The sequence below is a fragment of the Hoylesella oralis ATCC 33269 genome (assembly GCF_000185145.2).
Classification (GTDB): Bacteria; Bacteroidota; Bacteroidia; order Bacteroidales; family Bacteroidaceae; genus Prevotella; species Prevotella phocaeensis.
Genome location: NZ_GL833119.1, coordinates 1,720,495 through 1,741,157 on the forward strand (window position 1 = coordinate 1,720,495; position 20,663 = coordinate 1,741,157).

At 40.7% G+C, this 20,663-nt stretch carries 13 protein-coding genes and 1 pseudogene; 8 read left to right on the forward strand and 6 right to left on the reverse strand.

Annotation, left to right across the window (positions count from 1 at the left end):
• Nucleotides 1–12 precede the first annotated feature (12 nt).
• The 5 genes from HMPREF0663_RS09600 to HMPREF0663_RS09620 are packed head-to-tail and all read left to right on the forward strand — an operon-like array spanning nt 13 to nt 7,862.
• On the forward strand, nt 13–2,604 hold the full coding sequence (locus HMPREF0663_RS09600; protein ID WP_016665151.1) for a BatD family protein: 2,592 nt from the start codon (nt 13–15) through the stop codon (nt 2,602–2,604).
• Nucleotides 2,605–2,634: 30 nt separating this feature from the next.
• On the forward strand, nt 2,635–3,336 hold the full coding sequence (locus tag HMPREF0663_RS09605; RefSeq protein ID WP_004370294.1) for a phosphatase PAP2 family protein: 702 nt from the start codon (nt 2,635–2,637) through the stop codon (nt 3,334–3,336).
• Nucleotides 3,337–3,352: 16 nt separating this feature from the next.
• Complete coding sequence (locus HMPREF0663_RS09610) at nt 3,353–4,567, forward strand: S-adenosylmethionine:tRNA ribosyltransferase-isomerase (protein WP_004370295.1); 1,215 nt, start codon at nt 3,353–3,355, stop codon at nt 4,565–4,567.
• 20 nt (nt 4,568–4,587) lie between these two features.
• Nucleotides 4,588–5,808, forward strand: coding sequence for a DUF2027 domain-containing protein (locus tag HMPREF0663_RS09615; protein ID WP_004370296.1), 1,221 nt, complete (start codon nt 4,588–4,590; stop codon nt 5,806–5,808).
• 20 nt (nt 5,809–5,828) lie between these two features.
• On the forward strand, nt 5,829–7,862 hold the full coding sequence (locus tag HMPREF0663_RS09620; protein WP_004370297.1) for an NAD(+) synthase: 2,034 nt from the start codon (nt 5,829–5,831) through the stop codon (nt 7,860–7,862).
• A gap of 273 nt (nt 7,863–8,135) precedes the next feature.
• Here the strand turns inward: HMPREF0663_RS09620 and abc-f are convergent, their stop codons facing one another.
• The 6 genes from abc-f to HMPREF0663_RS09655 form a co-directional block, all read right to left on the reverse strand.
• A complete protein-coding gene (gene abc-f, locus HMPREF0663_RS09625) occupies nt 8,136–9,917 on the reverse strand; it encodes a ribosomal protection-like ABC-F family protein (protein WP_004370298.1) in 1,782 nt (593 codons plus the stop codon).
• Nucleotides 9,918–10,517 carry a ribosome biogenesis GTP-binding protein YihA/YsxC gene (gene yihA / locus HMPREF0663_RS09630; RefSeq protein ID WP_004370299.1) on the reverse strand — a complete coding sequence of 200 codons (600 nt, stop codon included), beginning with the start codon at nt 10,515–10,517 and terminating at the stop codon, nt 9,918–9,920.
• 16 nt (nt 10,518–10,533) lie between these two features.
• A complete protein-coding gene (locus HMPREF0663_RS09635) occupies nt 10,534–11,277 on the reverse strand; it encodes a TIGR02757 family protein (RefSeq protein ID WP_004370300.1) in 744 nt (247 codons plus the stop codon).
• 80 nt (nt 11,278–11,357) lie between these two features.
• Complete coding sequence (locus tag HMPREF0663_RS09640; protein WP_004370301.1) at nt 11,358–12,146, reverse strand: Cof-type HAD-IIB family hydrolase; 789 nt, start codon at nt 12,144–12,146, stop codon at nt 11,358–11,360.
• A gap of 493 nt (nt 12,147–12,639) precedes the next feature.
• Nucleotides 12,640–14,841, reverse strand: coding sequence for a sodium-translocating pyrophosphatase (locus HMPREF0663_RS09650; RefSeq protein ID WP_004370303.1), 2,202 nt, complete (start codon nt 14,839–14,841; stop codon nt 12,640–12,642).
• Between the two features lie 166 nt (nt 14,842–15,007).
• Nucleotides 15,008–16,123, reverse strand: coding sequence for a porin (locus HMPREF0663_RS09655; RefSeq protein ID WP_004370304.1), 1,116 nt, complete (start codon nt 16,121–16,123; stop codon nt 15,008–15,010).
• Nucleotides 16,124–16,271: 148 nt separating this feature from the next.
• Here HMPREF0663_RS09655 and uxaC point away from each other — a divergent pair.
• The 3 genes and pseudogenes from uxaC (at nt 16,272) to HMPREF0663_RS09670 (ending at nt 20,662) form a co-directional block, all read left to right on the forward strand.
• Nucleotides 16,272–17,676, forward strand: a pseudogene (gene uxaC / locus HMPREF0663_RS11990) (glucuronate isomerase).
• Between the two features lie 121 nt (nt 17,677–17,797).
• Nucleotides 17,798–18,589, forward strand: coding sequence for a polysaccharide biosynthesis/export family protein (locus HMPREF0663_RS09665; protein WP_004370307.1), 792 nt, complete (start codon nt 17,798–17,800; stop codon nt 18,587–18,589).
• A gap of 177 nt (nt 18,590–18,766) precedes the next feature.
• Nucleotides 18,767–20,662: an amidophosphoribosyltransferase gene (locus HMPREF0663_RS09670; RefSeq protein WP_004370308.1), complete on the forward strand. Its 1,896-nt coding sequence runs from the start codon at nt 18,767–18,769 to the stop codon at nt 20,660–20,662.
• Nucleotide 20,663: the final 1 nt, after the last annotated feature.

Consider the following 20,663-nt stretch of genomic DNA (forward strand, 5'->3'; position numbering starts at 1 on the left):
ATAAAGGCCATTATGAATAACTGTTTCAGATATATATTCATTCTTATAATATCCGTTGTATACGGTCGAGGAACAGTCTACGCACAAACTATTTCTGTTTCTGTTCCGTCACAGGTTGCTGCCGGAGAAAATTTCCGACTTGCATATACGGTTAGCACTGATGAAGTGGAAGATTTTAGAGCCGGTAATATTCCTGCAGCCTTGGAAGTTATTGCAGGGCCATACACATCCCGACAATCAAGTTATCAAATGGTTAATGGGCATACAAGCAGCTCTTCGTCCATTACTTTTACTTATACGCTTTATGCTTCTAAAAATGGTACTTTTACGATACCGGCTGCTCATGCTGTTATTGGAGGGAAAACTGTTGCATCGAAAGCTGTCAGAATAAGTGTTTCGGGGAAAGCTCGTAACAATGGCGGAGCTCCGAATATGCATAACGACTATGACGGCTCTCAGGTGCGTTCTGCCGGTTCTGCTATTTCGGGTAACGATCTTTTTATTAAGGTTAGTGCCAATAAAAGGAGAGTGCATGAGCAGGAACCTATTTTGCTTACTTACAAAGTTTATACTTTGGTTGAGCTGACACAACTTGAAGGTAAGATGCCCGACCTTAATGGTTTCCATACTCAAGAAGTAAAGCTCCCGCAACAGAAGAGTTTCCATATAGAGAAAGTAAACGGAAGGAATTACCGCTGTGTAACATGGAGTCAGTATGTAATGTATCCTCAAATGACGGGTAAACTTGAAATTCCGAGCATCACGTTTAAAGGTATAGTGGTTCAGGAAAACCGTTCTGTCGATCCTTTCGAGGCGTTCTTTAACGGAGGTTCCGGTTATGTAGAAGTCAAACGTAATATTGTGGCTCCGAGTGTTGCCATACAAGTAGATCCGTTGCCCCAACGTCCTGCAGGCTTCTCTGGTGGAGTCGGTAAATTTAATATTACTGCCCAGATAAATCATAATACTGTGAAAGCAGGCGATCCTGTTTCGTTACGTGTAGTTGTTGGCGGTATTGGTAATTTGAAGTTGATTAAGCAACCCGAATTACAATTACCGAAAGATTTTGATAAATATGATCCCAAAATAATCGATAAAACTAAGCTTACGGAGAATGGAGTAGAGGGAAATATGATATATGATTTCCTTGTGGTTCCCCGTAACCAAGGAAATTATACCATTCCGGCAATCGCTTTTACTTATTATGATACATCTATTGATGCTTATAAGACTATCAAAACGCAGGCTTTTCATATAACAGTAGAGAAGGGGGATGGGAAAGGAGGTGCCATAACCGATTATTCTTCGGAAGAAGACAAGGATATCCACGCACTTAAGTTAGGCACAACCGTTTTACATAAGGATGGGGAATTCTTCTATGGAAGTAATACCTATTGGATTTGTCTTCTCTTTTTATTGATGGTTTTTGTAGCACTTCTTGTTATTTTCCGCAAAAGAGCTCTTGATAATGCAGATATTGTAAAGATGCGTGGTAAAAAGGCTAATAAAGTTGCAACCAAACGATTGAAGAAAGCCAATAGCCTGATGTTGGCTGGTAGGCAGAACGAATTCTACGACGAAGTGCTACATGCTCTTTGGGGATATGTAAGCGATAAATTGAATATGCCGGCAGAACAACTCTCGCGAGAGAACATTGCAGATAACCTGCATCGGTATCAGATAAACGATGAAACGATCGGTAAGTTCATTTCTGCGCTTGATGAATGTGAATTTGAACGTTATGCTCCCGGAGATACAGCCGGTAATATGAACAAGACTTTCGAGTCGGCAATGACCGCAATTATGGATATTGAAAGAGTAATGAAAAAGGGGCATGGATCGAAAGGCCGTATCTTTACAAATCGTACCGTGCTGTTGTTGTTACTGATTATTTTTGTACCATTGTCTTCATTGGCAATAACAAAAGAAAATGCCGATACGGAATATCGTAAAGGTAATTACCAACAAGCAATTAAAGATTACGAAGAATTGCTAAAGCAGGGAGTATCTGCAGATTTATATTATAATCTGGGTAATGCCTATTTCCGTACTAATAATATAACACAGGCAGTATTGGCTTATGAACGTGCTTATGTGTTATCGCCCGGAGATAAGGATATTCGTTTCAATTTACAGTTCGCACGTAGTCGTACGATAGATAAGATTACGCCGGAAAGTGAAATGTTTTTTATTACTTGGTATCATTCGCTTGTTAATTTGATGAGTGTCGATGAGTGGGCTGTAACAGCTATCAGTTCATTGATTATCGCACTGATTTTAATGTTGCTCTATTTGTTCGGGCCTCGTCTTGTGTTGCGCAAGATTGGTTTTTATGGCGGAGTAGCTTTCGTATTGCTTTTTCTTTTAAGCAATGTATTGGCTTATCAACAGAAATTGCAGTTTGAAAAACGAACGGGAGCTGTCGTTATAGCTCCCTCGGCCGGTATAAAAAATACGCCTGTACATAGTGGTAATGATGAGTTTGTGATACACGAAGGCACGCGTGTAGACGTCACTGATGATAGTATGAAGGGGTGGCGTGGAATACGTCTTGCCGATGGCAGGGAAGGATGGATATTGACTTCGCAGATTGAAGAAATCTAAGAAAGAACGCGTATAAAATAATATCGATTGATGGATATACAAGGATTGATAGAGGCAGATAGGATGTTGTTAGGTTTCTTCAACGGTTCCGACTCCTTATTCTTGGATGGCTTGATGGTAACTTTTACATCCGGCCTGACATGGCTGCCTTTATATTTATCTTTGTTTTATCTTGTTGTCAAGAATAATGAGACGATGGGACAAATATGTCTGATTATCGGTTGTGCATTGTTATGTGTGGTTCTTGCAGACGGAATGGCCGATGGAATAATGAAACCCCTTGTGGCACGCAGCCGTCCGAGCAATGATCCTATCATTAAATATACTATTGATATCGTCGACAATATGCGTGAAACAGGTTATAGTTTCTTCTCTGCTCATGCTGCTAATACATTTTCTTTGGCCTTGTTCTTCAGCTTGCTTGTGAAGGATAGGATTTTTACCGTTTTTATGATCGGATGGTCTGTCTTGAATTGCTATACCCGTTTATATTTAGGAGTGCATTATCCTTCAGATATCTTGGTAGGTTTGTTATGGGGAACCATTTGCGGAACACTCTCTTATATTCTTTTTAGGTACGTTTATAATCGCATATCACCCAAAAACAATTATGTGTCGTCACAATATACTGTTACAGGTTACGCACTTACCGATATCAATATCGTGATCACGGTTGTATGTCTGATACTTATATATGCAGTTCTCCGCGCATTGTTCGTATTTTATATTTAATGTCTTACCTAAATTGATGGATACAAAACATATACATATCAGTGATTACAATTACCAACTTCCCGATGAACGTATTGCTAAATTTCCCATTTCGCAACGCGATCATAGTAAATTGCTTGTCTATAAGCACGGCGAAGTGAGTGATGATTTATTTTATAATCTTCCCGAATATTTGCCGAAAGGTGCTCTGATGGTCTTCAATAATACGAAGGTTATTCAGGCAAGAATACATTTTCGTAAAGAAACGGGAGCACAGATTGAAGTATTTTTACTTGAGCCTGTCGATCCTACAGATTATGAATTGATGTTCCAAACCTCCGAACATTGTTCGTGGCTTTGTATGATTGGCAATTTAAAGAAGTGGAAAGAGGGAATATTAAAGCGCGATTTCGAAATAAATGGGCATCGTCTTACGCTTATAGCTGCCAGAAAAGAAGAATATGGTACTGGCCATTGGGTGGATTTTAGCTGGAATAATAACAAAGTATCGTTTGCCGAAATCCTTGAAACTGTGGGTGAACTACCTATACCTCCCTACCTGAATAGGGATACGCAAGAGAGTGATAAGACAACTTACCAAACTGTTTACTCCAAGATAAAAGGTTCTGTAGCTGCACCTACTGCCGGTCTTCATTTTACCGACAGCGTGTTGAAGGATCTCGATACCCACGGTATAGACCGCGAAGAACTTACGTTGCATGTAGGTGCAGGAACTTTTAAACCGGTGAAGAGCGATGAAATAGAAGGCCATAAGATGCATACTGAGTACATTTGTGTACATAGGCAAACACTCGAAAAGCTATTGAAACACGATTGTCAGGCCATTGCTGTGGGTACTACAAGTGTGCGTACGCTGGAAAGTCTTTACTACATGGGTGTGTACCTTGCTGCACATCCCGACGCTACAGAGGAGGAACTCCATGTCGGGCAGTGGACTCCTTATGAAACAAAGGCTATGCTTACGCCTATGGAAGCTATTAAGAATGTGCTCAGTTACTTAGATAGAAACGGGCTTAGTGCATTGCATTCATCTACTCAAATTATTATTGCGCCCGGGTATGAATATAAAATAGTAAAGATGTTGGTAACCAATTTCCATCAACCACAGAGCACCTTGTTGCTTTTGGTCAGTGCTTTTGTGTATGGAGATTGGCGTACAATCTACAATTATGCTCTGTCGCACGACTTTAGGTTTTTAAGTTATGGTGACAGCAGTTTGCTTATTCCTTAACTTATAATATAGTAAAGATTATGAAAATAGGAGATAAAGTTCGGTTTCTCAGTGAAACCGGTGGTGGAAAGATAGCCGGTTTCCAAGGCAAGAATATCGTATTGGTAGAAGATGAAGACGGTTTTCAGATACCTACATCTATTCGCGATGTGGTGGTGATAGAGAATGAAGATTACAGTATTGCCAAGGTTATCGACAAAACAGTATCGGCTCTATCTGCGAAGCAAATGGGCGGTGCAGCCGTAGACGGGCAGTCTGTGAAAGCTAAAATAAAGGAAGGAATGGATGAGGCGATAGATATGAACGTAGAAAGCTATGATCCTGCCGATAGAGAGATATCGTTTCAGAAACCTTTGGAGGAGCGTAAAGGCGGAAATTTGCTAAGTGCATATCTCGCGTTTGTGCCTGTCGATATCAAGGAAATTACAAATACTCGTTTCGAATGTTATTTTGTAAACGATAGTAATTACTATATGCAATACGCTTATATGACCGCCGAAGGGCAAAACTGGTCGCTGAAATCGCAGGGAGAAATAGAGCCTAATACCAAAGAGTTTATCGAGGAATTCGGACGTGAAGACCTGAATTCCTTAGAACATGTGTCCGTTCAGCTCGTTGCTTATAAGCGCGACAAATCGTTTATCTTGAAACCATCGGTAGATGTCCAGTTCCGTATCGATAATGTCAAGTTCTATAAATTGCATACTTTCCAAGAAAACGACTTCTTTGAGCAGCCGGCTTTGCTTTATACCATTATCGAAAACGATAAGCCGGCCCGTCCTCTTGTAGCGGATGCTAAAAGTTTGAAAGAGCAAATGTATGCCAAGTCTTCCGATAATCAGCTTGCAAGTACAGTGTCTTCAAATGCTTCTACTGGTCATAACAACAGCTATGTAAGGAGATATGATGATAGAAAAAAACAAGCGAACCCGTTTCGGATAAAGCATCGGGGCGATGAAGACACGGTCGTGATAGACCTCCATGCCGAAGCATTGCTTGAAACTACTGCCGGTATGAATAATGCGGATATTCTGAATTATCAATTGAAAAAGTTCCGTGATACCCTTGCCGATTACAGTAGTAAGAAAGGACAAAAGATCGTTTTTATTCATGGAAAGGGTGAAGGAGTACTTCGAAGCGCAATCATACACGAACTCAACTACCGTTATAAGCGGTATCTGTATCAAGACGCCAGTTTCCAAGAATACGGATATGGCGCCACTCAAGTAACTATACGCTGATATCTTAATGCCGAAATAAAATGAAACAGGGATTTATAAAAGTAGCATCTGCCGTACCTGCGATTAGGGTAGCAGACTGTAAATATAATCTGGAACAGGTAGAAACATTGATTGTTCAGGCAGAAGGAAAGGGAGTAGAAGTAATTGTCTTTCCCGAGTTGAGCATTACCGGATATAGTTGTCAAGACCTTTTTCGTCAGCAGGTGTTGCTCGATGCTGCCGAAGATGCCGTGTTCCATTTGCTCGATTTCACGCGTCAGCTCGACATTGTCAGCATCGTAGGCTTGCCTATCGTGGCCGGCGATTTATTGCTTAACTGCGCTGTAGTCATCCAACAAGGGCAGATTATCGGCATTGTTCCCAAAACTTATCTGCCCAATTACAGCGAGTTTTACGAAAAGCGATGGTTTGCATCATCGCAAGATTTGAAGCCTACTGTGGTTCGTTTTGCAGGGCAGAAGATAGAAATTACTCCGGAGCCTCAACTTTTTGTTACCGATGATGGCGTTAAATTCGGTGTAGAGATATGCGAAGATGTATGGGCGCCCGTACCTCCGAGCAATCATCTGGCGCTTGCCGGTGCCGAATTGATCTTCAATCTTTCCGCAAGCGATGAACTGATAGGCAAGCATAACTACCTGATGAGTGTATTGGCACAGCAAAGCGCACGAACAATGACCGGATATATATACAGCAGCAGTGGGTTCGGAGAAAGTACACAGGATGTGGTTTATGGAGGTAATGCGCTGATTTATGAAAACGGACATCTGTTGGCGCAGGGCAAACGTTTTGCCCTTGAAAATCAGATACAGGTACAGCAAATAGATATTGACCGTCTGCGCTCGGAGCGACGTACTAATTCAACATACGTGAATGCCGTGCGGAATATTTCGCTGTTACAGCAACGCGATGGCTACGGAATAGCTGCCGAACTGTCGGGAGGCGATGTGAAACACCGTTCTACCGCCGTGTTGCATCGGCTTTATCCAATGAAAGTTGAACGCGATTTTATCTTGGAAAGGCACGTCGATCCTCATCCGTTTGTCCCTAAGAGTGCCGATATGAAACGAAGTTGCGACGAGGCTTTCACCATTCAGTCGATGGGGCTTGCCAAACGGCTTGTGCATACGGGCTGTACAAAGGTGGTTATCGGTGTGAGTGGAGGGCTCGACTCTACGCTGGCTTTGCTTGTATGTGTGAACACGTTCGATACGCTTAAACTCGATCGCAAAGGAATTATCGGCGTTACTATGCCGGGCTTTGGAACCACAGACCGTACTTATCGCAACGCAATAAGTCTTATGCAACGCCTCGGTATCACCATCCGTGAAATCAATATCGCCAAGAGTGTAACCCAACATTTCGAAGATATCGGCCATGATGCTACCGTTCATGACGTCACTTACGAGAATTCGCAGGCTCGTGAGCGCACTCAAATACTGATGGATTTGAGTAATCAAGTCGGTGGACTGGTTGTCGGTACCGGCGATTTGTCTGAACTGGCGCTGGGGTGGGCAACTTATAACGGCGACCACATGTCGATGTATGGCGTGAATGCAGGTATTCCAAAGACACTCATCCGCCATCTTGTGCATTATGTAGCAACGCTGATGGGTGATGTCTCGGACATTCTGGCGGATATTATGGAGACTCCGATTTCGCCGGAACTGATACCTGCCGATGCCGACGGACGGATCAAACAGAAAACCGAGGACCTTGTAGGTCCGTACGAATTGCATGATTTCTTTCTTTATTATTTCCTGCGTTTCGGTTTCCGCCCCCGTAAAATCTTTATACTTGCACAGAAGGCTTTTGCTACACGACAGGGGTATGCTGATGAAATGGAGAAGGGGGCACATAGTGAATATACGGATGAGGTGATAAAACACTGGCTCCGAACGTTCTTTCGCAGGTTTTTCTCGCAACAGTTCAAGCGTTCGTGTCTGCCGGATGGGCCGAAAGTCGGCAGTGTAAGCCTAAGTCCACGGGGTGATTGGCGCATGCCGAGCGATGCAGTAAGTAAACTTTGGATAGAAGAATGCGAAACATTGTAGCGCAGTTTGCCGTAAAGCGATGCGGTACAGATAACGTTTAATGGTGTTAGATTGTGCATGTATGCTTGTTATATACATAATCTAATACCATTGTAACACCATGGAAAGAAAATAATAGAAGCATATAAGTATATATAAGGATTATAAAAGTCAAACCATTTTGTCTTACATTCTTTGAACGCACGACGATATAAATTAATGTAAAATGATATGTTGTGTTCCAGATTGTTATTGTTTGTCAGATTAAGGAAATATTCTTGTTAGATAATGGTTTTATGCCAGTTCCGATAATTCCAGCCATCTCATGCCTTTTTCATCGAGTTCTTTCTTAATTACAGGTAGTCGTTTGCTCTTTTCAGTGAGTTCTTCAACTGAGAGGTTTCCACTGCAAAGCAATTCTTCTAATTGTTTCTGCTCGGCTTCGAGCATAGCTATGTCTTTCTCAAGTTGTTCAAATTCGCGTTTCTCTTTGAAAGACATCTTGCGTTTATTGCTTTGATAATGGTCTTTCTTATCCTTTTCAGGCTTTTCATTACGAGGTTTTTCGTCTTCTTTGCTTTGCAACGATGACCATTCGCGATATTGAGTGTAATTCCCGGGAAAGTCTTTTATCACGCCTGCTCCTTTGAACACCAACAGATGGTCTACCACTTTATCCATGAAATAACGGTCATGGCTGACGATAATCACACAGCCCGGAAAGTCTTGCAAATATTCCTCGAGCACTTGTAATGTCTGAATATCAAGATCGTTTGTCGGCTCATCGAGCACTAAAAAGTTCGGGTTTCTCATCAACACCGTACAAAGATACAGTTTGCGCCGCTCACCCCCGCTGAGTTTGTAAACGTAGTTGTGTTGCTGATCGGGCGAAAACATGAAGTATTGTAAGAATTGTGAGGCGGTCATGTGTCTTCCCTTACCTAAATCTATATAATCGGCAATATCGGTAATGACATCGATTACCTTTTGTTGTTCATCGAATTTGAGCCCGTCTTGCGAGAAATAACCGAACTTCACGGTATCTCCAATATCGAACTTTCCGGAATCTACCGGCACCAGCCCAAGCAACATCTTAATGAAAGTAGACTTTCCTGTACCGTTGCTTCCTACAATCCCCATCTTTTCGAAACGCGAGAAATTGTAATAGAAATCTTTCAGAATAATGTTATTCTTATCCCATGCTTTCGATACATATTGACATTCGAAGATTTTTGAGCCTATGTATACGTTGTTTGCTTTGAGACGTATCTGCCGTTCTTCAATCCTTTGTTTAGCCTTTCTCTCAAGATCGTAGAACGCATCTTCACGATATTTGGCCTTGTGTCCGCGTGCCTGTGGCATTCTTCTCATCCATTCGAGTTCGGTTCTGTACAAGTTATTTGCCCTTGCAATCTCTGCCCGTGTGTTGTCTATGCGTTCCTGTCGCTTTTCGAGATAATAACTATAGTTGCCTCTATAAGTATATAAGATTCTATTATCGAGTTCGAGGATAAGATTGCATACGCGGTCAAGGAAGAAACGATCATGTGTAACCATCAAAAGAGTTCTGTTTCCCCTCGATAGAAAGCCTTCGAGCCATTCTATCATTTCTAAATCGAGGTGATTGGTGGGCTCATCGAGGATAAGAAAATCAGGTTCTGTGGTCAGTACATTGGCCAATGCCACACGTTTCTGCTGCCCCCCGCTGAGTTGTCCCATAGGTTGTTGCAGGTCTGAAATTTTAAGTTGAGTAAGTATCTGCTTCGCTTTAAGTACCTTGTCGGGATCTCCGTGGTGATTAAAGCATGCATCTAATACCGATTCTGCGGGATCAAATTGGGGCGATTGCTCCAAACAGCTTACTTTCAGATTACGTTTATATATGATGGAACCCGAATCGTAGCCTTCTTTACCCATAAGAATCGAGAGTAGGGTGGACTTACCGGTCCCGTTTTGTGCAATAAGTCCAACGCGTTGTCCTTCGGCTATTGAAAACGAAATGTCGCTGAAAAGGACTTGGGCACCGAAAGATTTCGTAAGGTTCTGTACGTCTAAATATGGAATAGGATTTGCCATTTACTTCAATGTTCTGTTGATACTTTCGATATATTCGAGTATTTCGTCGCGTCCTTGTTTCTTTTCGGCACTTGTTATGAAGTATGGAGGAAGCGTTTCCCAGCGATCTTGTAGTGTTTTCATCCATTTCTCCGCATTCTGTCTTGCCTTTACGAGCCCCAATTTGTCGGCTTTCGTGAAGGCGATAGCAAAGGGAATACTACTTTCTCCCAGCCAGTCGATGAACTCACGGTCTATTGTCATGGGATCATGTCGGATATCTATCAGTACGAATACATTGGCTAATTGCTCGCGTTGCAGTATATACGATGAAATCATCTGCTGCAACTGTTTCTGCACACTCTTAGAACGTTTGGCAAAACCATAGCCCGGAAGATCGACCAAATACCATTCATTGTTGATGATGAAGTGGTTGATAAGCAAGGTCTTGCCCGGTGTAGCCGAAGTTTTAGCCAAACCTTTGTGGTTGCAGAGCATATTGATAAGACTTGATTTGCCTACATTCGACCGACCGATAAAAGCATATTCCGGCTTATTATCGTTAGGGCATTTGCCAATCGTCGGCGCGGATATTACAAATTCAGATTTCTTTATTTCCATTATATTTCAATAAATATTAATGATTGATACCATATCCAAAAAGGGCGAAGTCTCCTTTTAAAGGATCATCTGGAAACACCTCTTTCAGGACTGTTGTTAATTTTCGGGCTGTAGACATTGAAGTTGTAGAGCTTTGAATAAGTGACAATTTGTTTGCTTCGTGCAATACATGCGTGTCTAAAGGTATGATAAGTGTACGTTTGTCTATGATGTCGGCCCATAATCCCAAGTCTACCGGAGAGTTATCTCTAACCATCCATCTGAGAAACATGCAAATTCTTTTGCATGCAGAGGATGTGTCTTTCGGGATGATATGATGAGCCGATTGCATGGAAAAGTACTTACAAATAGCCTTAATGGCCGTATATCCGTCATGAGCTTCAGCAGTAATATAATGCTTTAGGCTACCATAATCGGTAATAAGTTTTTGCAGAACTTGCAGAAATACGAATATGGAATGGTTGGTGTGTAGACGGTAATAGCATTGATTGTTATCGGGTATGTTGGCTATATATTTGCCCGACTTAATCCAATCGTAAACGTTTCCTTCGGAAGAGTTGAGTATGTATTGTATTTTAGGGAAGAATTGTTTGCGCGAACCGTAGCTGAGAACTGATGCGATAAGTGCCATTGTCTCCTGATTTTGCGGTTGCTTTACTTGATGCATAAAGTAACTCGGATCAGTACTCAGAAAGTCTACCGTCTCATACATGGCAGCATGTTTCAGTAAAACCTCTCTCGTTTCGGGTACTAATGTCATTGATTAGCGTCTGATTTATAACTCGTACAAAAATCTATTATGGGGAGTACTCTTTCTGTCCTTTCTTACTTTCGGTTGAATTAAATTAGATTAAAATGCCTGAAAGCATTCAAGATGCCATCGTGGTCTACATCGGTAGTTACGTAATCGGCATAGCTTTTTACATGATCGTCTGCATTTCCCATGGCAACACCTATTCCTGCACTTTGGAGAATGCTAATATCATTTCCGCCATCACCGAAAGCCATCGTATCTTTAATATCGATATTCAATGCCGAAGCCATAGCTTTTAATGCGCTACCCTTATCGGTACCCTTCACGGTAATGTCGGTAAACTCGGGATGCCACCGTTCTGATTCGCAGTTACACAACTGTGGCATGAGCAAATCTTCTATGGGCTGAGGGATGAAAGGTGTAAGTTGTAATATCCTTTGGTGCAACACTTTTTCAACCGGTAGATTATAATCGATATTCGTAACATTAAAACCTACACGGAACAATCTGTCTACGATATCTTTGTAATTATGTACGGCAATGTCTTTTTCGCCCACCACTATCACCGCATAATCTTTCTGTGTGGCATCTTTGAGTAAGGTTTCTACATCAATGGAGAGAATAGGCGTGCAACAAATTTCTCTTTTTCCGGCAAAACAGTAAGCCCCGTTTGTAGTAATATAGCCGTCGATAAGATGTTCTATGGCCTTTAGATTTGTGATTATTTGTATTGGCCTACCCGTAGAAATGAATATGTTGATGCCGTTTTTCTTTACTAATTCCAAAGCATGAATAGTAGACTCGGGAATGGAATGTATTTGGAAACTCACCAGAGTACCGTCTATATCGAAAAAAAGCGCCCTATGTCTGCTCATATTATATTATTCTATTATTGAATTATGATATATGTTATGCGATACAAAGATACGATATTTTTCAATATTAAAGTGTATATGTAACAATGATTAATGATATATCGAACGAAATTACCAATAAGGAGTAAGAACCTTAGATATAGGATTAATGTAGCTGGCAATATAAAAATAGAAACAAGAGAGAATATTCTTGTTATTCTTCTTGTTTCTATTTCCTGTTTTTATCTTATCGTTTATTTATCTATTGTATATGAAAATATAATAGCAATAATAATAAATAAGGCAAGAATGCACATGGTAACGAAGAGCACGTTGATAAGGTATTTGGTACGCCTTTTCCGCTTTCTCCGCTTTTGTTCTATCTGCATATTGTCTAAATTTATTAGACGTTTGCGATTGTGCTTTCCCCTATGTGGATTATGTGTTGTTAACATATTTTTTATTATAATATGCCGCAAAAGTAATAAAAAATATTGAGAACTCCACAATATTATTAAATAAATGCAACGGTTAGGCCTGCCATTACGATACTTACCATCGACATAAGTTTGATAAGGATATTGAGTGATGGCCCGGAAGTGTCTTTGAACGGATCTCCAACAGTGTCGCCAACGATAGTTGCCTTATGGCATGCAGAGCCTTTCCCGCCGAAGTTGCCTTCTTCTACCATCTTTTTGGCATTATCCCATGCACCACCGGAGTTAGCCATAAATATGGCCAATGTGAAACCGGCTGCCAATCCTCCTGTAAGAAGTCCTAATACTCCCGCTACTCCAAGCACTATACCTACGATGATGGGAATAATGATTGCCAAGAGAGAAGGCAGAACCATCTCGCGTTGTGCACTCTGAGTAGATATTTCCACACAACGGCCATAATCGGGAGTTGCCTTGCCTTCAAGAATTCCTTTGATTTCCTTGAACTGACGGCGTACTTCTGAAACCATAGCACCTGCAGCTCTTCCTACCGCTCCCATGGTGAGGCCACAGAAGAGATAGGCTGCCATTGCACCGATGAATGCGCCTACAAGCACTTTCGGATTTATTAAGTTTACTTGGAAGAATTGCATGAAATCTGTCATTGTTGCCGATTTCGGATCGAACACCGTACCGGCTGCACTGATGAATTGTTCGCCTTGTTCTACGGCACGAATCATTGCAATCTTGATTTCTTCAATGTATGAAGCCAGAAGGGCGAGGGCTGTAAGTGCGGCAGAACCTATGGCAAACCCCTTTCCAGTTGCTGCAGTGGTATTTCCTAAGGCATCTAAAGCATCGGTACGCTTTCTGATATCTTCACCCAATCCGCTCATCTCGGCATTCCCACCGGCATTATCAGCGATAGGGCCGTATGCGTCTGTGGCAAGAGTTATTCCTAAAGTAGAAAGCATACCTACCGCAGCGATACCGATACCATAAAGACCTCGACTGATGCTTTGGGCACTCATGCTCATATTGAAACCGTTTGCACAAAGATAACTCATCATGATTGCAACGGAAATAACTACAACCGGTATACACGTAGAAATCATACCAGTACCGATACCTTTTATAATTACGGTCGCAGAACCGGTTTGCGAAGCCTCGGCAATCTTCTGGGTAGGCTTATAAGTTTGGGAGGTATAGTATTCTGTAGATTGCCCGATAATGACACCGGCGAGCAATCCACTGATAACAGAGAACGATAATCCCATCCAATTCTCCATGTTCAGTAGGTATAATATGATGAAGGTGGCGATTGCAATCAATATGGCTGATACGTTTGTTCCGAACCCAAGAGAATGGAGTAGTTCTTTCATTCCGGCACCTTCTTTCGTGCGGACGAGGAAAATACCGATAAGGCTTAAGAATATACCGACCGCTGCAATGATCATGGGGGCTATAACTGCACGTAGTTGCATTTCGCCATTCATGGCAAATGCCGTGGCACCAAGGGCTGCAGTCGATAGAATACTCCCGCAATAACTTTCATACAAATCGGCACCCATCCCTGCTACGTCACCTACATTATCTCCAACATTGTCGGCTATTGTCGCCGGATTTCGCGGATCGTCTTCCGGTATATCGGCCTCTACTTTGCCAACCAGATCGGCTCCTACATCGGCAGCTTTTGTATAGATACCACCACCGACACGAGCAAACAGAGCTTGGGTAGATGCTCCCATGCCGAAAGTAAGCATGGTGGTTGTGATAGTAATGAGAGATGTCTGCTCTCCTGAATAGAATGCATTGAGAATAAGAAACCATATTGCAATATCAAGAAGTCCTAATCCAACTACGACAAGTCCCATTACGGCTCCGCTTCTGAATGCAATCTTCAGTCCTCGATCGAGTCCGCTTCGTGCAGCATTCGCTGTTCTTCCCGATGCATATGTGGCAGTTTTCATGCCAAAGAAACCGGCCAGTCCGCTAAAAAGACCGCCTGTAAGGAAGGCAAAAGGCACCCACGGATTTTGTACTTTCAACACGTATGCCATGAATGCGAAGATAATTGCAATGACAATGAATACATACAATACAACTTTGTATTGTTGTTTAAGGTATGTCATGGCACCTTTACGTACATATAAGGCGATTTCTCGCATACGTGGAAGCCCTTCATCTTCTTTCATCATCGTGCTAAAGAAGAACCATGCCATGCTTAATGCAATAATGGAAGCTATTGGTACAAGCCAAAATACGATAGGAATGTTCATAGTTTTAATAGTTTAATGTTTTAGATGATAATTGGGACAAATATAGGAAAAAATAAGGAAAGTGTATAAAAAACAGATACTTTTCTGTTTCTTTAATAAATAAAAAGAATACTTCAACATGGCATGAAGTATTCTTTTTATTATTTTTGGAATAAGAAGAAAAGTGCTAAAATCTGAAGGATAGTTGTATGTCTACCATATTATAATTATGATCTGTACTTAAACTGCGATCATTGATGAAAGCGTATTCTCCACTGATTTTAAGGTTTTGTGCGAATTCGTAATCTAATCCAATTTCGTATTGTGTTCTGGCTTTATTCCATTCTGCAGTCGGGCGATACATATCGTAACGAGCTTTAGCGTGCAATTTATTCTTTGTGATGGGTACAATAGCGAGCATATATACGCCATCGGCCTTATCGCCGTCTGCACTGAGCGTACAGTCTTTTGTTTCTGTTGTCTGGTATGTTGTTTTAAATGCATTACCGGTAGAATGAATATATTCGCTTCTAAATGTCCAATCATCTACTTTATATTCTGCAGAGAAGGCATATCTACGTTGCTTAAGTTTACGAATACCGGATAATGTATTGCCCATATCGTCTTGCCAAGTTCCTTTTCTGGAGTAAGAACCGGTCCATCCGAATGCCCCGATTCTCATGCCTAAAACCGGCATAACCCAAATTCCGCCGATGATATCTTTTTGCTGATCAACGTCTTTTACATTGATACCCTGCCCATTAAACACACCTATTTGGTAATGTATCAGATTTCTATCGTGCTTATTTTTAAGAAGATCGCCTTGTAGCTGAATACCTAAATCTCTTCCATTCGATGCATGACTGCCATTGCGGTCGTTAAATCCGACTAATTTAGTAACGACCTGTCCGTAACTCATGAAACCTTGATCAATGGGATGCATAGGATTTTCGAAACTGAAAGGACGTTTGAATTGCCCTAATTTTATCCGAAAGTAATCATATTTCTGCCATTCTGCAAACAAATCTACAATGCGAGGACTGCTTCCCAATGTAGAAGTATTTCCGTTAAATTGAACCTGTGTTTTCCAATAAAAGTCGTTGAGAATGCGGCCGTCAAGGGAAACTCTTGCCATGCGCAGATTAAATGTGTTCGATTTGGCATTTTCTTGTGAACTGTACTGAAATTGTGTAATTCCATATCCCGATACTTTTACGTTGTTCAGCCAAGAGGGAAGTTTGATTTGTGCGTTTGCCATTGTTGCAATAAAGCAATATAGTACAACAGCTAATCTTTTTTTCATGATTTCTTATTTTGTATTTTAAAGTTTACTCTGCAAAAGTAATATATTTTTTCAAGCTGCTGGAAATTTGATGAGAAAATTAAAACTAAAATGTAAATAGTTTACAATTTAAATATGTATATTTGCAAACACCATATATTAACAAGTTATGAAAAATTTTTTAGACCAAGATTTTTTGTTAGACACAACGATTGCCCGCGATTTGTATCATAATTACGCAAAGGCGATGCCCATATATGATTATCACTGCCATTTGAAACCTGAATTGGTAGCGGAGGACCGTCATTTCAGGTCTATCACAGAGTTATGGATAAAAGATGATGTCTATAAATGGCGTGCAATGCGTACTCATGGAGTCGAAGAGAAGTACTGCATAGGAGAGGAATGCAGCGACTGGGAGAAATTTGAGAAATGGGCCGAAGTGTTTCCATATACAGTATGTGAGCCATTGTATCTACTATCGTGTTTGGAATTGAAGACAGTATTTGGAATTACTAAGGTGTTATCTCCCGAAACAGCTCGTGAAATTTATGACGAATGTAATGAGAAATTGCAGTCAAAAGAGTATTCTTCATTGGAATTGTTGCGAAAGTTTCATGTCGAAGTATTATGGACTACCGATGATCCTACTGAGGATTTAACCAGTCATCGGCAGCATAATCAAAAAGATAAAAATACAAAAATGTATCCATCGTGGCGCCCGGATCAGGCTATGAACATAGAAAGGGAAGGTTTTGCCGACTATATTAATTAGGCTTGGGAATACAGCTGATCTTGACATTCGTAGCTTTTCGGACATGCTGGAAGCATTAAGCATGCGTCATCAATATTTTGTTGATCATGAATGTTGTCTGTCAGATCATGATATAGAAGAATTTTATGATGAAGAATTTACGGACTCTCAAATAGACACAATATTTAGGAAAGCGATGCGTGGGATGAGACTTTCAACTCTTGAAATTCATCAATACAAACATTGCTTTTTAAGAAAAATGGCAGAGATGGACTATGCTACGGGATGGACGCAGCAATTCCACTGCGGAGCAATCCACGACAAAAGTAATTTAATTAGTAGGTCTGTTGGCCGAAAATATGGTTTTGATTCGATAGGTGTCTTTAATACAGCGAAAGCAATGGGGCATTTTATGGATTATTTGAGTTCGGAGAATAAGCTGACTCGCACAATTCTATATTCGATAAATCCTTCGTCGAATGATATGATTGCAGCTATGTTAGGAAACTTTCAGGACGGTTCTTGTCAGGGAAAGATACAATTCGGGTTGGGATGGTGGTTAAATAATCAGTATGATGCCATATTGCGTCATCTTAATGCAATTTCGGTTGATGGGAACTTTTCGCATTTTATAGGTTTCATGACCGATTGTCATTCTTTACTATCTTTCTCAAGGCACGAGTTCTTTAGAAGAATATTGTGTAACGTAGTCGGGAATTTCGTTGAGAGGGGATTGTTACCCTATAATGAGCCTTTGCTGGCACGATTGGTCGAAGATATTAGTTATAATAATGTAAAAAGGTATATTTCCCCAACATGATTTTATCATTTAAGCGTGTTGTTTTTATTATATCTATGGTCAATTAAACTAATAAATATTTGCCTCTTTGAAAAAATAAGACTAATTTTGCCAAAGATTATAAAAATAACCCATCCATTGTATGAAGAGATTTTTTATGCCGATGTTCGCACTGTCGTTGTTGATAGCGATGGCAGGATGTTCGGGAAGTAAGAAAGTTGCTTATTTTCAGAATATCGATTCAATCAGTTTAGCACCATCACGTGGGCTTTATGATGCAAAGATCATGCCGAAAGATATGCTATCGATAACTGTCAGTACCACAGATCCGGAGGCTGCCAGACCTTTTAATTTATCTGCATTAAATACTGTAAATGCGTCAGGAAGCAGCACGGGGAGTTTACAGACATATCTTGTAGATAATGATGGTAATATTAATTTCCCTGTCGTAGGAACCTTGCATGTTGCAGGACTGACCAAGAATGAATGCCAGAATACGATTAGAGATAAGATATTGCCTTATATGGCAAAGACGGAAAATCCGATTGTTACAGTACGAATGTCAAGCTATCGAGTGACGGTAGATGGAGAAGTTAATAGGCCGGGGGTTATTCCTGTAACGACAGAAAAGATGAGTGTGATCGAGGCTTTGGCGCAAGCAGGCGACTTAACTATCTACGGTAAACGAGACAATGTGTTATTAATACGTGAAGATGAGACAGGACAGAAGAGCGCACATCGGCTGAATCTTAATGATGCGAATTTACTTAACTCGCCTTATTATTATTTACAGCAAAATGATATATTATATGTAGAACCAAATGGCGTTAGAGCAAAGAATTCATCTATAGGTTCTTCCACAACGCTCTGGTTCTCGTTTGTTGGAATAGTTACTTCGGTTGCTTCATTGTTAGTGAACATTCTTCGCAAATAAATATTTAAGAGCCGAGAGATTGCTAATCTCTTGGCTCTTAAAGTTTATTAGAGATGCATCATCTTTTTATTGATGATAGAATGTAGGAATAGCAGGTTTAAATAGATTATAAACTTGGCTTAGAGTATAGGTGTATAGACGATAAAATATTTTTAGAGAAGTTTTAGTAAAGAATTGATGGAAGTCTTAAAACATGAATGTGGCGTTGCGCTTATAAGGTTATTAAAGCCATTGGAATATTATCAGCATAAATATGGAACGTGGATGTATGGTCTGAATAAACTCTATTTGATGATGGAGAAAGAACATAACCGCGGGCAGGAAGGCGCCGGATTGTCTTGTGTAAAGTTGGATACGGAGCCCGGACAGGAATACATGTTTAGGGAGAGGGCAGAAGGAAAGGATGCAATTACTAAGATTTTTGGTGCTGTCCAGAATAATTTTGCCAATTTATCTAAAGAACAACTTGCCGATGTGGATTTCGCTAAACAGTGTCTACCGTTTGCCGGAGAACTGTATATGGGGCATTTGAGATATTCTACAACTGGGAGGCAGGGAATTTCTTATGTACATCCTTTCTTGCGTAGGAATAATTGGCGTGCCAAGAATCTTAGTCTTTGCGGAAACTTTAACATGACGAATATTAATGAAATATTCGAAAAACTGACAAAACAAGGACAGTGTCCGCGTATTTATAGCGACAGCTATATCATGCTTGAGTTGATGGGGCATAGGCTGGATAGGGAAGTAGAGCGGAACTTTGTAGATGCAAAAGCAAAGGGATTAAAGGATCAAAATATCACTTCGTATATAGAAGATCACGTTAAAATGGGCAATGTTTTGAAAACCACAATGGCCGATTTTGATGGCGGTTATGTAGTATGTGGTATTACAGGCAGTGGAGAAATGTTTTCTATGCGTGATCCTTGGGGAATACGTCCGGCATATTATTATATGAACGAAGATATTGTGGTGCTTGCAAGTGAGAGGCCTGTATTGCAGACGACATTTGATATCGAATGCGACGATGTGCAGGAGTTGCTTCCGGGAACAGCTTTAATTGTAAACCGGAGCGGTAAGTGTACCATTGAGCGCATACTTAACCAAAGAGGAGATAGCGCATGCTCGTTTGAACGAATATACTTTAGTCGTGGAAGCGACCGTGATATATATAAAGAGCGCAAGAAACTTGGAGAACAACTGACCATGCCTGTACTCAAAGCCATAGATAATGATGTGGATCACACTATATTCTCATTTATTCCTAATACTGCGGAAGTTGCCTTTTATGGACTTATTCAAGGATTTAAAGAGTATGTACATAAAAAAAAGATACAAGCAATTGATCATTTGGATCATAAGCCAAGCCGCGAGGAATTGGAGAGCATTCTTTCAAAATCTGTCCGTGTGGAGAAGGTTGCGTGGAAAGATATCAAGTTGCGTACTTTTATTACTGAAGGCAATTCACGTAAAGACCTTGCTTCGCATGTCTACGATATTACTTACGAGAGTCTCCATCCTTATGAAGACAATCTTATAATTATTGACGATAGTATTGTGCGTGGAACGACGTTGAAAGAGAGTATTTTCAGAATATTGGATAGGCTGCATCCTAAAAAATTAGTTGTTGTTAGTAGTGCTCCGCAGATACGTTATCCTGATTATTATGGTATTGACATGGCCCGTCTTGAAGAATTCTGTGCATTTCGTGCGGCTATAGAATTGATAAAAGATAGGGGAATGCATCAACTGATAGAAGATACTTACAGAAATTGTCTTGAAGAAATAAAGACGCAGAAATCAGAGATAAGGAATTGGGTAAGGGATATTTACGAACCGTTTACTGTAGAAGAAATCAATGAAAAGATTGTAGAGATGCTACGTCCCGATGGAATGACTACTCCTGTAGAGATTGTTTATCAGTCGATAGAAGGTCTGCATACGGCAATCCCCGATAATCATGGGGATTGGTATTTTACGGGGAATTTCCCAACGCAGGGTGGGGCTAAGCTTTGCAATCAGTCGTATATCAATTATATAGAGAAAGTGTATCAGTACGAACAGAAATTTTAAG

Excerpts from the sequence above, each read along its gene's own strand:
- HMPREF0663_RS09620 (WP_004370297.1), top strand. The coding sequence starts at position 5,829 with ATGAAACAGGGATTTATAAAAGTAGCATCTGCCGTACCTGCGATTAGG.
- HMPREF0663_RS09665 (WP_004370307.1), top strand. The coding sequence starts at position 17,798 with ATGAAGAGATTTTTTATGCCGATGTTCGCACTGTCGTTGTTGATAGCG.
- abc-f (WP_004370298.1), bottom strand. The coding sequence starts at position 9,917 with ATGGCAAATCCTATTCCATATTTAGACGTACAGAACCTTACGAAATCT.
- HMPREF0663_RS09640 (WP_004370301.1), bottom strand. The coding sequence starts at position 12,146 with ATGAGCAGACATAGGGCGCTTTTTTTCGATATAGACGGTACTCTGGTG.
- HMPREF0663_RS09600 (WP_016665151.1), top strand. The coding sequence starts at position 13 with ATGAATAACTGTTTCAGATATATATTCATTCTTATAATATCCGTTGTA.
- yihA (WP_004370299.1), bottom strand. The coding sequence starts at position 10,517 with ATGGAAATAAAGAAATCTGAATTTGTAATATCCGCGCCGACGATTGGC.
- HMPREF0663_RS09670 (WP_004370308.1), top strand. The coding sequence starts at position 18,767 with ATGGAAGTCTTAAAACATGAATGTGGCGTTGCGCTTATAAGGTTATTA.
- HMPREF0663_RS09635 (WP_004370300.1), bottom strand. The coding sequence starts at position 11,277 with ATGACATTAGTACCCGAAACGAGAGAGGTTTTACTGAAACATGCTGCC.
- HMPREF0663_RS09655 (WP_004370304.1), bottom strand. The coding sequence starts at position 16,123 with ATGAAAAAAAGATTAGCTGTTGTACTATATTGCTTTATTGCAACAATG.
- HMPREF0663_RS09605 (WP_004370294.1), top strand. The coding sequence starts at position 2,635 with ATGGATATACAAGGATTGATAGAGGCAGATAGGATGTTGTTAGGTTTC.
- HMPREF0663_RS09610 (WP_004370295.1), top strand. The coding sequence starts at position 3,353 with ATGGATACAAAACATATACATATCAGTGATTACAATTACCAACTTCCC.
- HMPREF0663_RS09650 (WP_004370303.1), bottom strand. The coding sequence starts at position 14,841 with ATGAACATTCCTATCGTATTTTGGCTTGTACCAATAGCTTCCATTATT.
- HMPREF0663_RS09615 (WP_004370296.1), top strand. The coding sequence starts at position 4,588 with ATGAAAATAGGAGATAAAGTTCGGTTTCTCAGTGAAACCGGTGGTGGA.